Source organism: Hoylesella loescheii DSM 19665 = JCM 12249 = ATCC 15930 (assembly GCF_000378085.1).
In the GTDB taxonomy this organism is placed as follows: Bacteria; Bacteroidota; Bacteroidia; order Bacteroidales; family Bacteroidaceae; genus Prevotella; species Prevotella loescheii.
This window is the reverse complement of sequence record NZ_KB899219.1, coordinates 16,712-30,327: the sequence shown is the minus strand read 5'-3', so window position 1 is coordinate 30,327 and position 13,616 is coordinate 16,712. Positions and strand designations below refer to the sequence as shown.

The 13,616-nt window shown below is 49.6% G+C and carries 11 protein-coding genes; 7 read left to right on the top strand and 4 right to left on the bottom strand.

All coding sequences use genetic code 11. The features are described from left to right. Positions 1-40: 40 nt before the first annotated feature. The 4 genes from F453_RS0110415 to F453_RS0110400 all read right to left on the bottom strand — a co-directional run bounded on the left by F453_RS0110415 (position 41) and on the right by F453_RS0110400 (position 3,935). A complete protein-coding gene (locus F453_RS0110415; RefSeq protein WP_009237765.1) occupies positions 41-508 on the bottom strand; it encodes a nucleoside deaminase in 468 nt (155 codons plus the stop codon). Positions 509-510: 2 nt separating this feature from the next. Further along, entirely contained in the window at positions 511-1,155 is a 645-nt protein-coding gene (gene aat / locus F453_RS0110410) for a leucyl/phenylalanyl-tRNA--protein transferase (protein WP_018967952.1), read from the bottom strand. Positions 1,156-1,366: 211 nt separating this feature from the next. Next, positions 1,367-3,628, bottom strand: coding sequence for an AAA family ATPase (locus F453_RS0110405; protein WP_018967951.1), 2,262 nt, complete (start codon positions 3,626-3,628; stop codon positions 1,367-1,369). A 4-nt stretch (positions 3,629-3,632) separates the two neighbouring features. Next, complete coding sequence (locus tag F453_RS0110400; protein WP_009237762.1) at positions 3,633-3,935, bottom strand: ATP-dependent Clp protease adaptor ClpS; 303 nt, start codon at positions 3,933-3,935, stop codon at positions 3,633-3,635. A 592-nt stretch (positions 3,936-4,527) separates the two neighbouring features. On the opposite strand from F453_RS0110400, the gene F453_RS0110395 reads away from it, so the two are divergent. The 7 genes from F453_RS0110395 (at position 4,528) to F453_RS0110370 (ending at position 13,405) form a co-directional block, all read left to right on the top strand. After that, complete coding sequence (locus tag F453_RS0110395; protein WP_018967950.1) at positions 4,528-4,716, top strand: hypothetical protein; 189 nt, start codon at positions 4,528-4,530, stop codon at positions 4,714-4,716. 334 nt (positions 4,717-5,050) lie between these two features. Next, the gene (locus F453_RS15720; RefSeq protein ID WP_154650700.1) at positions 5,051-5,212 is read left to right on the top strand and encodes a hypothetical protein; all 162 of its coding nucleotides are present in this window, start codon (positions 5,051-5,053) and stop codon (positions 5,210-5,212) included. A gap of 631 nt (positions 5,213-5,843) precedes the next feature. Continuing rightward, the gene (locus F453_RS16280) at positions 5,844-6,011 is read left to right on the top strand and encodes a thioesterase (protein WP_081619161.1); all 168 of its coding nucleotides are present in this window, start codon (positions 5,844-5,846) and stop codon (positions 6,009-6,011) included. A 904-nt stretch (positions 6,012-6,915) separates the two neighbouring features. Further along, positions 6,916-9,249 (top strand): TonB-dependent receptor, encoded by a 2,334-nt coding sequence (locus F453_RS0110385; RefSeq protein WP_026292548.1) that lies wholly within the window; start codon positions 6,916-6,918, stop codon positions 9,247-9,249. A gap of 42 nt (positions 9,250-9,291) precedes the next feature. Beyond that, positions 9,292-10,746, top strand: a complete 1,455-nt coding sequence (locus tag F453_RS0110380; protein WP_148295842.1) for a hypothetical protein — start codon at positions 9,292-9,294, stop codon at positions 10,744-10,746. 69 nt (positions 10,747-10,815) lie between these two features. After that, entirely contained in the window at positions 10,816-12,285 is a 1,470-nt protein-coding gene (locus F453_RS0110375) for a hypothetical protein (RefSeq protein WP_018967946.1), read from the top strand. A 58-nt stretch (positions 12,286-12,343) separates the two neighbouring features. Continuing rightward, the gene (locus tag F453_RS0110370; RefSeq protein ID WP_018967945.1) at positions 12,344-13,405 is read left to right on the top strand and encodes a DUF4876 domain-containing protein; all 1,062 of its coding nucleotides are present in this window, start codon (positions 12,344-12,346) and stop codon (positions 13,403-13,405) included. Positions 13,406-13,616 lie beyond the last annotated feature (211 nt).

Below are 13,616 nucleotides of genomic sequence, written 5' to 3'. Positions count from 1 at the left end.
TCTAGACTTTAACCCCACTCCACGTATTTCCCCATCACACTCAATACTCCGTTTTCTCCACCTTTTCCTCCCACATTTTAAAGGCGTTGATGGCCTCGTTGGGCAACAAAAGCTCCATGTTCTTACTGCGTTCGCTGGGCTTCAATGCCATTTCATTGTAGATAAAGTCGTCGTCGAAGCCGATGTTGGCAGCGTCTTCGCGATTATTGGCATAGTAAATATTGTCGAGATGCGCCCAATAGATGGCACCTAAGCACATGGGACAGGGCTCGCACGAGGTGTAAATGTCGCATCCCGAAAGGTTAAACGTGCCCAATTTACGGCTAGCCAGCCTGATGGCACTTACCTCGGCATGTGCCGTTGGGTCATGGTCTAGGGTTACGCGGTTGGCCGCTTCGGCTACAATCTCACCGTTGCGAGCTATCACTGCCCCAAAGGGGCCACCTCCGTTTTTCACACTTTCTTCGCTCAGGGCAATGGCCCTACGCATCAGTTCTTTGTTGTTCATTGCTATTCTTGCTGTATAATCTTAAGGTAATCGTCGTAAGCGATGAAGCGCCCACCCATCGAGCGCAGGTGGGGCGTTTCGAACTGGCAGTCGATTAGCAAACCGCCATTGTCGTTCATATAATGTGCCAAGTGGATAAGAGCTAGTTTGCTGGCACTGGGAACCAACGAAAACATACTCTCGCCAAAGAAGCAACGCCCAATGGTTACGCCATAAAGGCCACCCACAAGATGATCGCTTTGCCACACTTCCACACTGGCAGCGAAGCCCTGCTCGTGCATTTTGCGGTAGGCTTTCACCATGTCTACCCCCAACCAAGCACCGTCTTCCTTGATGCGCAACCGACTGCAACGCCTTATTACCTCGTCGAAGTCCTGGTTAAAGGTAACATGGTACGTGCCCCTACTCATCAACGAGCGCATGGAATGCGACACATGCACCTCGGAAGGAAAAATAACGAACCGCTGCATGGGGCAATACCACAATATCTCGCGATTATATCGGAACGAGTACCACGGGAAAATGCCATAGCTGTAAGCCAACAACATGCGGTCTACAGACAAGTCTCCGCCAACGGCCAGTAAGCCATCGGGTTCACCCAGATGCGGGTCGGGGAACGAGAGCGTTGTATCAAGCGCGAACACCATAGTATTATAGGAATAAGGTTAACACCATACACGTCTCGAACAACCTCTGCCGCAAGTGCGACAAAAGTGGGGACAAGCCCCGAAACGAAACGCAGTATTCCCCCCTCAACGACCTTTTCAGCCCATTGTATGCGTGAAGATTGTTATATGTATAAACAAAATTGGGCATTGCGAGAGAGATATTTTAAACGATGTTAGCGGTTGTAGCAGCTCATTTAGGCACTTCGAGCACCAGCTGCACATTGGTGTCGTCGGGTGTTGGCGGTTCGTGGCCTTGTGTTTTCACGATGGCCTTTCCGCCTTTTTTTAGCTTTCCGAAAAGCATTTCTCGGGTAAGCAGGGGTTTTAGTTGTGCGGCGATAACGCGATCCATCTCACGCGCGCCGTACAAAGGGGTGAAACCCAGTCGCAACAGATGGCTTTCGGCAGCGGCGTCGAGCGTTAACTCCACGTTGCGAGCAGCCAACTGCTGTTGCAGGGCTTTTATTTTCTTCTTCAATATCAGGTGAGCCATGGCCTCGTCCATATCGCGGAACACCACGGTAGCCGAGAGGCGGTTGATAAATTCGGGCTTAAACGTCTTCTTAACCTGTACCATCATGGCCTCGCCACGCGATACGTTGCTCGCAAATCCCACGTTGGCTTGCGAGGCAAACTGTGCTCCAGCGTTGCTTGTCATAATGAGAACAACGTTGCGGAAATCGGCTTTCTGACCCTTATTATCGGTCAAACGCGCATAATCCATCACCTGCAAAAGGATGTTGTAGATGTCGGCGTGCGCCTTTTCTATCTCGTCGAGCAGCAACACACAATTGGGAGTCTTGCGTATTGCATCGGTAAGCAGACCGCCATCTTCGTATCCTACGTATCCCGCAGGCGAACCAATGAGTTTTGCCACGGCGTGTTTCTCGGTGTATTCGCTCATGTCGAACCGCACCAATTCTATACCCAGTTCGTGGGCCAGCACACGGGCCACCTCGGTTTTACCCACACCCGTAGGTCCCACAAAGAGCATCGCAGCCAGCGGTTTACCCTCTTCGGTAAGTCCTGCCTTGGCCGTTTGTATAGCTTGCGTAACCAGTTCCACGGCCTGATTCTGTCCGTAAATCTGCTCTTTCATGCGCTTTTCTAGCGTCAAAAGCGCCTCGTTGCCATCGTCTTTCAAGGCAACGGCCTGCACCTTGCACACCTTGGTAAGCACATCGGCCACCAATGCCTTGTCCACCTTCTGACGTTTGGTGGGCAGGGGGTGCATTTGTCGGTAAGCCCCAGCCTCGTCTATCAGGTCGATAGCCTTGTCGGGCAGGTGCCTATCGTTAACATACTTGGCGCTGGCACGCACTGCAAACTCGATCACGCCAGGCGAATAGCGCACGTTATGGAACTTCTCGTATTGCCCTTTCAGGCCGTTAAGTATCTTGATAGCCTCTTCGGGCGTTGGTTCAGGTACGTCTATCTGTTGAAATCGCCGAACAATGCCCGCGCTTTTAGCAAAATATCGGTTGTATTCGGCATAGGTGGTGCTACCGATAAAGCGCACATCGCCCCCTTCGAGATAGGGTTTCAGCATGTTAGAGGCATCCATCGAGCCTTCGCCCGAGCGTCCTGCGCCCACCAAGTTGTGTATTTCGTCGATGTAAAGGATGGTATTTCCCTCCTCCAACAATCCGTCCATCACCTGCTTAATACGCTTTTCCAAGTCACCACGATATTGTGTTCCCGCCAACATCGTACCCATATCCATCTGATATACACGGCAACCTTGCAGCCTTTGCGGAACGTAGCCCCGCTCAATCATGGCCGCCAGTCCATATACCAGCGAGGTTTTACCCACGCCAGGTTCGCCTACGTGCAGCGGATTGTTCTTTTCTTTTCGGCAAAGCACTTGTATGGTGCGTTGCAATTCCTCTTCGCGACCTATCAGGGGGTTATGATTTTTGTACGTATCGTTCACACATGTAACGAGCGAACGCCATGGTTCGTTTTCCTCTTCCTCACCTTCTTCGCCACCAAAGAAAGACATACGCGCATCGTTGGTGTACAGTTCCACCAACTCGGCCACAAAGTTTGTGGCATTTTCGCCCAGCTGCTTGTTCAACAAATATGCCGCATCAGAGTTTTCCAAATTAATAAGGCCCATCACCAAGTGGGGCACTTGCAGCGTTTCCACATCGGCCATCATGGCCAATTTCTGTGCGTTGGAGAGAACTTCGGATAGCAACACCGAGTTGTCGGGCACGTGATGCCAGTCGGCGGGCATGGTTTCCATCTTCCCCACAACGCCATCTAGCTGTGCCATCAGCGCCAAAGTGTCGCCTCCAGAAGCGTCTAGTGCAATGGAAAAGTTATCTTGGTTTGTTAGGGCCATAAGCAAATGTTCGGGCGTAACAAACTCGTTTCGGTAGAGCATGCAATAGTTCAATGCGCCATTGAGCACTTGGTCGGTATCGTGTGAATTGATATAAATCGGCATGATGTTATCCAGGTTGACAGGTTAAACGTAAAGGGAAGCCCGCATGACGAGCCATATCGGTGGCTTTTTTCACCTTCGACAGGGCTACATCATAGCTATACACGCCCACAACTGCTTGGCTGCTTCTGTGTACAGTAAGCATCAGTGTCTCGGCCTCAGTGTCTGTCTTAAAAAACACGACCTTTAGTATCATCACGACGAAGTCCATCGTGGTGAAATCGTCGTTATGAATAAGCACCTTATACTTGCGCGGTTCGCGAATATTTGTGTGTACGCGCTCTCTAATTGCCTCTTGCTGCTTTGCCATACAAGTGCAAATATAACGTAATAGCACGAAAACGCAAAATTTTTTGTATTAAATGATTGGAAGAAAATGTAGTTTTTCCTATTGTGATACAACCTTACAGCCATGTAGAACAAACCGCAGGAAAACCACGACACCCAAAAACATGCAATATAACATATTTTGATGCAGTTCGAATGACAATTTTGTACCTCTTTCCAACACCCTTCCTGCCGTTTAGTCCGTCCAAAAAACACGGTCTAATTGACGTTACCAACATTATCAATCAACAATAACGAGAACCGCACATCACCCTAGTCATCAGTCCGTTGCTAGCTTTCGCCTTCCTTTTCCACTACAAAACAGAACGGCGAGAAAACACATCCTTGTTGATAAAAGCTTTTGTGTAATGGGTAGAGCATACCACATTGTCGCGTTTATTACCAGTTATGGGCTATTCGTAACAGACTGCGAGGGTAGCCCAACTTAAGTTAAAAAATAACAACGCTTTTGTTTGGGATGTTAAGAAACTTTACGTATTTTTGCAAAGTAAATAGCTAAGAACCCGCAAAAGCGCTAAAAGCGCCTATTACCTAACTCAAAATCCAAGAAAGATATGCAACAGAAAATCGCTCAAAAACCAACCTTAGACTTCATCATGAAGTCGGATTTCGACCGCCAACCTTATACCGCTCCCATCTGCAACGCACTGGATATGGAAACGGACAGCGAACTATTCGTGTGCACCTCGATAATGGCCAACACCGACGAGCAGTCTTCGCACGATGTAGACACCAAGGCTTAAAGGCACCAAAACAGCTATGCTGGACTAGACATATAGCCATTTGCGCCATCATCTACAAATGTAACATTGCTGAAAACGCAAATGCGCCAGCGACTCCCAATAAGATTTGGCAGCCCCAAGCCTCAGCTCGCCAACCGCCAGACCTAGTTAACTTGACTACCCAACAAACACCCAACATCGACCTTGCACCGCCCCTAGATGCTTCAATCGCAACACTGCCGACCTCATCTGTTAAATCAAGTAATTATATTTTACAAATACACCCTTTCCCATCGACCCTTTCTAGAAAAGCTAAAGTTGATAAAATGGCAAAGAACAGCAAAACAATGACTATATGGAGAAGCACATTGTGCTCTACAACTTCTGCAAGGCAACAGGCAAGAAGGCGTTATCTAGTGATGAAATGCATTGTGGAATGTGGATATTATCACTTTCATCCCCAAACACGAAGGCGTTAAAATGTAAAAAGACCAAGACCTACGGCCTTGAAGGATGATATATACAGCCTAGGCAGGGTAGGTCGCTCTCGCTCCCAACCCTGCCCTACCAACGGACCAACCGCTACGCGGTAGTGAGCGAAACGCAAGCGTTGCTTTACTCCAAACTCACATCAATCACGCCAAACGCTATGCGGTAATGGGCGAAATACAAGCGTTGTTTTACTACAAACTCACGTCCAACCACGCCAAACGTCATGCGGTAATGGGCGAAACGCAAGTGTTGCTTTACTCCAAACCCACGTCCAATCACACCAAACGTTATGCGGTAATGGGCAAAATGCGAGCGTTGCCTACACCTTACATTTGTTCAAAACGTATGGTATTTTATCCCACACCCCCACATTAATGTGCCCATATAATGTGCTTAACATCCTTGTTTAAGCAATTATTACACGAGTTCGGGATAAAACACAATCGTTATATCTTCTGCCGAGTAGCACTAGTTGGTGAAAAAGCAATTTCTTTACCTGTCCAATCTTGTTCAGAGGACATGGTTTCTTACCCCAAACTCCCCAATTAACCATTCCGTCATTCGCATTTTCATCGTTCAGAGAATGCGCTTTCTAAGCCCTGATTATGCATTATTAGATTAATCGCCGTATTAAATGTATTTCGGACGGCTGTTCCATGTTATCTGGAATGCTGTTCCAGTTGAATTGGAACAGGAGTCCAACTTATCTGGAACAGGAGTCCAACTTAGCTGTAACAAAGCGAGAGCTGAAAAAGCTCACTACAAGAGCTTATCGGGTGAGGACTGAAAGGTGGCGTTTGGAGGGCGAAAGGTTGAATTGGTGACGGTGATAGGCTGTGGAACAAACCGCCTAGATAGTGTCAAACTACCATCAAACGTTACGTGAATTCGGGATAAGATACGATGCTTTCTTGGGCAAGATTAGGTAAAAAACGAATAGCAGTCTCACCAACTAGCGCTACGCGATAGTTGACAAAGCGAACATCTCTTATCGCAAACTCGCGTAAACCAATTCCTTTAACGGAGAAAACCACCTAAATATCAACGCACATTCCCTCCACATCACTCCCCTCTCCTTAGTATCTCACGACTAAAAGCCAAAAATATTTACCTAATATTCGGTATTGTGAGAGTTGTTATTTATTAAGACCTTTGCAACGATTTTTCAACACAACGCGATTCAACTGCCGTTAACGCAAAAGAAATATCAACACAAGCACCTTTCGCCGATCGAAAGGGACAACGGTCCACCCTCGTTCCTTGGCAGGTTCAGGGAAAGAGGCGATAGTGTATATACGAACATCACGGGGTGCAAACTCCCTAATTATAATTAAGGTGTACTTCAAAATAAGCAACACTTAAACTCCAATTAGGATAATTTTGGAGTGACAGCTTAAGACCGCCCTAACAACCGAGCGAAGAATATCATCAGTCAATATAGCCAGGCAAAGGAACATACATTCCACCTTACCATCGCTTTTGCAGGATAGCACAACCACGCTCGGAGGCTACTGTTTACAAGCCAGAACACGCCTATTCAAAGAAATCGTATAGGCCCTAGAAACCCCTTTCATGAGGTTATACCATTTAACAGGGGAACTAAAACAATCCCTACATTTATAAACTAAAATGAAGATAAACGAAAGAAACAAAAGGTGTACAGCCCTCTCCACAAGCATAGCTAGACACGCCACGCTATACTTAGCGCTGTTCTTATGCTTGGGAGGAATGCCACAAGGGGCATTTGGAAGCCCAAAGGCAGGTACAGAGGTGCAAATCAACGCAGAAGAAACCACTCAAACCGTGGTGGTGAAGAGCGAAAGTACGGGCGAACCCATCGCAGGAGCCGTGGTAAGATGCGACGTCGCCACTGCACCAGTCGTAACCGACATTAACGGACAATGCCGACTGCAACTAAAGCCCAAAATAGAAAAGGCTAAAATAGAGGTTTCGTCGGTGGGTTATAAACGCCTCACTCAAACCTTTACACCCAACCCCAAGCAAACATTGACGCTGAAAATGGTTGACGATGCCAAGATGATTGGTAATGTGGAGGTGACGGCACAGAAACGACATACCACACAATTGCAACAAACAGCCACCATCGGAAGCGACGCATTAGAGAAAGGTGGAGCCACATCGTTGGCCAAACTACTTGAAACGGTGCCTGGAGTAAGCTCAATCAGCACCGGAAACACCATCGCCAAGCCCGTAATTCAAGGCATGCACAGCAGTAGGATATTGCTGATGAACAACGGTGTGAGGCTGGAAAGCCAAAGCTGGGGTGCCGATCACGCCCCAGAATTAGACTACACGGGTTCTAGCATGGTTGAAGTTGTGAAGGGTGCAGAATGCATACGCTATGGTTTCGGTGCCATGGGTGGCGTGGTATTGCTCAACGATGCGCCACTGCCTTGGGGCAACAAGCGGGTGACAACCAAGGGAAACGTGAATATGGGGTACGATACCAATGCCCGAGGTGCAAGCGGAAGCGCAACCGTAGAGGCTGGTTATGGTCCATGGGGAGCGCGTGTGCATGGCATGTACACGAAAGGCGGCGACTATCGCACGGCCGATTACCGTCTGAATAACACCGGATACAACACCATCAGTCTATCGGGCATGGTGGGGTTTGAGGGAAAACACATCACCGCCACGCTCTTCTCCAGCATTTATTATCAGCGTAGCGGCATCTACTATGCCAGTAAAGTGAGCGATCTGGACCAGCTGGTGAAACGATTTGAGTATGGCCGACCCGACCCACAGACCATCCAACCCTTCTCATACGAGATAAAACCGCCCTTCCAACAGTCGCAGCATGTTACCCTGAAAGGTGAATTGAAATGGCGACTTAACCCAAGCCATCAGATTGATTTCACCCTCTCGTTCCAAGAAAACCTGCGCCAGGAGTTTGAAAACCGCAAGAAAGCGCAATGGAGTTGGATACCCGTACAAGACCTCATCCTTAAAACCTACAAGGTAGACGTACTTTGGCATGCCAAGTGGAAGCTGTGGAAGATGACCACCGACGCAGGCCTATCAAACACTTATCAAACCAACTACAACTACCCAGGAACAAAACAACCGGCCTTCGTGCCCAACTTCGCCGCCCTTTCGATGGGAGGTTACTTCCTGCACAAGGCCGAATGGGGGCGGTTGCAAATGGCGCTGGGCATGCGTTACGACTTCCGCGTGATGTCGGTTAACGGCTACACCAGCCTCAGCAACTACACCTACTACGACGACTTTAAGCTTTATAGCAACTTCACGGCCAGCCTTGCAGGCCATTACCAGATAGACGACAACTGGGACGTAAGGGCAAATATCGGATGGTCGTGGCGTCCGCCAGACATCAATGAGCTTTATGCCATCGGCCTGCAAGAAGGCTCGTACTGGGTGGTAGGCAACAGGCACCTGGCCAGCGAGCGAGGTTACAAGTCGGTAGTGGGTGCACGATACCGCAACACGTGGCTCAACGTAGAGCCCAGTTTCTTCTACCAACGCATCAACAGCTACATATACGACCACATCGGAACGGGCAAAAACCGCTTTCACAATCATCCCAGCGGCAAGTATCCCAAGTTTATTTACGACCAAGACGACGTGCGGCTCATGGGCGGCGACATTGAAGCCACAGCCAAGCCCATCGAAGGTCTCTCGCTCGTGGCAAAGGGCGAGTGGATGTTTGCGCGCAACATTACCCGCGACGACTGGCTGCCCTTCATGCCCTCAGACCGCTACGGGCTCTCGGCCACCTACACGCGCGCCATAGATAAAAGCGGAAAATGGCGCGGAACGGTTTCGCTCTCGGGCATATACGTAACCAAACAAACACGGTTCGACCCCGACAAGGATCTCGTGAGCGACTCGCCCGACCCTTACTTTCTGCTCAACGGCACGGCCGAAGTGGCCTTGCGCATGCCCCAACATCGTGAGCTGAAACTCATGCTCGTGGGCGACAACATTCTCAATAACCTTTATAAGGAGTACACCGACCGATTTAGGTACTACGCGCACGAACGTGGAGCCAACTTCTCCATCAGAACACTCTTTAAATTTTAATTCCTAACGTTCTCCATATAACGCAACAAAAGCGACAATATAATGCAACATATACACCTTAAAACAGCGGCAATGGCCATCGTCCTTTCGGCCCTTTTGGCAAGCTGCACCAACGAACAAGTGGACGATTTCTTCAAGAAAATCGTGCAAGCGCCCCCTTCGTCCATCGAACGCGACGTAAAGGGACACGACCAAATATACAGCGTTCACGCCATCCTGCGAATGGGATACAAGGGCGGACTTATCGGCGTGGGTCCCAATGGTGACGATTCCGTTAGGGTTTACAACACCTATCACGTGGCCGCAGACACCACCGTGATACCCATAACGCAAGAAATAGACATCGCCAAAGACGACAATGGCGAAATGACAGTCACCACGCAACGCCGCCATTTCGACGTGGTGGCATCGCCAGACATCTATTATGGGCTGGAACTGAAATACTACGACCAAAACGGAATGCTCATCAACCACCAGTTTTCCACCTATCCCTTCACCAAAGACAAGGAGGGCGTAAGCGTACCCGACGAGAATAGCTCCACCCTCATGATGCACCAACATTTCTTCGGCATAGGCAACACCACACTGGGAGGTGAAACTAAAGAGGCCGACAAGGCCGAAACGCCCGACCAACAAGGGTTGCAACTGGCCTATCCGCGCTCGCTGGGCGAACCCGCCACTTACATAGACCGCTACACTTTCAGGCAAACCGGCGGCCAACCTGTGCCAGCCACCAAGTTCTCAGCCACAAACATCTTCGCGCCTAGCGGTTTCGAATACGGAAAGAACAACGTGCCATACAGCCCCGAGTTGGCTTGGAAAGCCATAGAACGCTCTGGAAAGCCCGAAGCCACACAGCCCTACACGGCATCCGACGGTAAAACCTATAACCTATATCGGGTGATGGATATGATGGAACTCAACAAAATAACGCCCGAAGTGTTCACCTACGAATATCGGGACACCGACCCCGTAGAGGAAGAACTGGGAAAACTCTTCGTAGACTCGTACAACGACGACTTCATCGACCCCGACACCGATGCGCCAAGACAACGCTATGGCGAAACCGTGGGGTTACTCAGGCAGGCACGAAGCCTAGATGCAGGCGCACCACTAGACAGGTTGGGCTTCAAGGGCGTGCTGCAATTCAAGCAAGCCCACATTTGTTTCTCACTCCAAGTGAAAATCTGCAACATCCTCAACAAAGGTCAGCAGCATGTGGGAGAGCCCGAGAAACCTGCCAAATACGTGAATACGGCTAACAGCGAGAATGGTTATCTGTGGGACTTCAACCAAATACAATCGGGCTGGGACAGCTTCGACATCGACTATCCCCTACCCGTGCGCGTCATCGCCGACGTGAAAGACGGTCAAGAGAAATGCGTTCAAGATGCCAAACGCTTCTATCCCTCGGCAGACGCGGCACAGCTATGGCTCCTCTTCACGCAACCCGCCACCTTCTTCTACAAACACCGCAAAAGCGTGGTGGCGATGTAACGGGTGCACACACACCGCACAGACCTATCCAATAGGTACCACCCAGCAATTCAGAAAAGAAACAAAGACATGGATAAAACAAACCAACCAAGCAACGCCAATAAGGCAAGTTCGCAAAGAAACAGTGCCGCATGGCGCGCGCGAACCATCGTCACAATACTCGCAGTTGCCACAACGCTCGTCTTCACCTCCTGCGACGATTTCATATTCGGCAACGTAAACATCAACTACAACGACAATCCGTTGGAGGCGAAACCGATACCGCACAGCGGAGCCGACAAGTATGTAGACAGCCTAAAGAAGATACGTACCACCCAACCTATGGCTAATCCCGACCCCAATGGGGCATTCGCCAACTGGGCTACGTGCCTGGCCATGTTCAAAGAAGGGCACTCGCACGGCGATGGAATGATGCACGGCAACTTCGTTTACCACAACGCACCGTGGCGACAAGAGCAGTTTGCCATCATACACAACGGCACCGACAAATGGCCTAGCGTACAAGTGCAACGTCAAAGCACCGTTACCTACCTCGAACAATATGCGGGAAAACAAGGTCCCGACTACATTCGCATCATCGGCGGAAAACTAAAACGTTGGGGGTTGTGCCTCTATTTCTTCGACAAGGAAGGCAAACTCATGAACGACGACATACTGAACCACTCGGACGAATACCAGATTTTCTTCACCGTAAGCGATGTAGACGACAAAGGAAACCCCTACGAAGTGACCGACTGCCGAGGCACTTGGCATCCCAACAAAAACAAGTTCGGCGAATGGAAAAAAGGCGGAACGGTAGACAGCACGCCCGTTCCGTCGCCTTTCTTCGCCGACAAAACCACGTGGAAGCAACGTGCCGACGCGACACCCAAAATCTTCGAATACACCTATCGCGACACTTGGATACACGATGCAATGGGCGACGGTGCGCGCGAACTGTTCAACCAAAGGCTGCTACCACCACTTACACGCAAAGATGCCGACTGGGCTGTGGCCCCATACGACCAAGACCGCCTGGGACTTAAAGGTCATTTCAACTTCGACCTTGATGCCGACGAGAACGACAAGTTGCACAGCGAATGGCCGTTCGAGATAACCAAACGTACCGACCCCGCCACAGGAGAGGCCGGCAAATACACTCGTCCATCCTATCTACTACCCAAGTTCTACCTCTCGGTAAGGGTTATGAAATGCCCAAAGGGGAAGAAAGCACTCATACCACGCGACGAATATCTCAAGCGACATTCCACTTACGAGTTCATCAGCAAGCTTATCTGCGCCGACTGGTTCAATCCCGACGAGCCTAAGGAATATGGTGCCGACTCGCAGTGGCAAGAGGTGATACGTTTCAACATCCCCATCAAGGTTTATTGCAGTAGCTTCGACACCGACCCAACGGCCATCGACCCCAACGATCCCTTTTATTATTACCTGGGATTGGAAATAGGACTGTCGCCCGCCGAGGCACTGGAAGCATCGCAAAACCTGCAAACCCACGGCGTGGGAGGTGGTTCCGGATTTGGCAACTGGTTCCTCTAAATCAAGCATACAAGCAGCCAACGCCGAACATCAACACAACTTTAAAAGACAACACGACATGAAACAACTTGCAACACTCGTTTTGCTGGCCCTACTCACGGGCTGCGTACGAAACGAATTGCCCACCAAGCAATCCAACGCAAAAAGCAAGGTAGACCACCTTATCATCAAGGAGGTATTCTACATTGGGCACTATTGGGTACGCGACGTGAGCAAATGGGGATTCAAGAACATCAACAACAACTACAACGACGACCAATACATCGAGATATATAACCCCACAGACCAGGTGCAATACCTTGACAACATGGCCCTTTGCGCCCATGCCATCGACCCCACGAAGGTAATCACCTTCGCCCCGAAAGACGATTTCGTAAACCGATACTACGGCGTGAATGCCATCTCGTACTTCCCTGGCAGTGGACACGACCTGCCCGTACAGCCCAAACAATCGATAATCGTGGCGAAATACGCCACAGACCATAAGGCGGTGTTCGAGAAAGAACTCGAAGGTGAAGACCTCTCCTTGTACAAGGGCTTAGACGCTTTTTTAGACCTACGCAAAGCCAACTTCGAATGGACAAACGCCAACTACGATCACTCGGGAAAGAACAACCCCAACGTACCCGACTTACAGGCTATCATGACTCATAAAGACAAGAGTGGCAACACCATACCTTCGTACGAGATGCAAGAAATATCCGAACACGGAGGATTGGCATTGGTGAGGTTGCCGTGGACGCCCGAAGACTTTGCGAAAAACTACAAAGATACCAAAGACAAGCGAGGATACCTGCACTACATCACCATCACCAGTAGTGCCTTCGCCGATTTCGAGGTAATAGAAATTCCTTTCGAATACGTTGTAGATTGTATCACGATTTGCCCTAAGAGCCAGTTCCAAATGCGACCCAGCAAACTGGACAAAGGATACAATGCCGTGACCGACGTACCTTTCGTTAGCATCAAAAACAGCGACTATCCCACTTACTCGGGATTGGCCCTAACCCGACGTTGGGACGGGAGGAAATTCGTTGACGACGACAACACCAAATCCGACTTTAAGGTGCAAGTGGCATCGCTCTCTCGAAAAGACGACAAGGGAAATCCTATTAAATGACGTCATCGGTTGGTGGTGTATCTTAGACTCGTTCTGAATACACCGCCAACCTCTTACCACTTCAGGCTGGCACATTCCACACCCCATACAACTAAGCAAAAGAGCTGCAAACTTCCTAAATCCCATTTTTCGCCCTCTTCACTTTTTGTCCTACAACAGACACACAAGCCCTTTTAACAGAAGGTCACAAGGAACATAAGACCAAGGGGGC

Coding starts and splice junctions, on each gene's coding strand:
- F453_RS0110385 (WP_026292548.1), top strand. CDS start 6,916: ATGCCACAAGGGGCATTTGGAAGCCCAAAGGCAGGTACAGAGGTGCAA.
- F453_RS0110395 (WP_018967950.1), top strand. CDS start 4,528: ATGCAACAGAAAATCGCTCAAAAACCAACCTTAGACTTCATCATGAAG.
- aat (WP_018967952.1), bottom strand. CDS start 1,155: ATGGTGTTCGCGCTTGATACAACGCTCTCGTTCCCCGACCCGCATCTG.
- F453_RS0110380 (WP_148295842.1), top strand. CDS start 9,292: ATGCAACATATACACCTTAAAACAGCGGCAATGGCCATCGTCCTTTCG.
- F453_RS0110405 (WP_018967951.1), bottom strand. CDS start 3,628: ATGCCGATTTATATCAATTCACACGATACCGACCAAGTGCTCAATGGC.
- F453_RS16280 (WP_081619161.1), top strand. CDS start 5,844: ATGTTATCTGGAATGCTGTTCCAGTTGAATTGGAACAGGAGTCCAACT.
- F453_RS0110375 (WP_018967946.1), top strand. CDS start 10,816: ATGGATAAAACAAACCAACCAAGCAACGCCAATAAGGCAAGTTCGCAA.
- F453_RS0110415 (WP_009237765.1), bottom strand. CDS start 508: ATGAACAACAAAGAACTGATGCGTAGGGCCATTGCCCTGAGCGAAGAA.
- F453_RS15720 (WP_154650700.1), top strand. CDS start 5,051: ATGGAGAAGCACATTGTGCTCTACAACTTCTGCAAGGCAACAGGCAAG.
- F453_RS0110400 (WP_009237762.1), bottom strand. CDS start 3,935: ATGGCAAAGCAGCAAGAGGCAATTAGAGAGCGCGTACACACAAATATT.
- F453_RS0110370 (WP_018967945.1), top strand. CDS start 12,344: ATGAAACAACTTGCAACACTCGTTTTGCTGGCCCTACTCACGGGCTGC.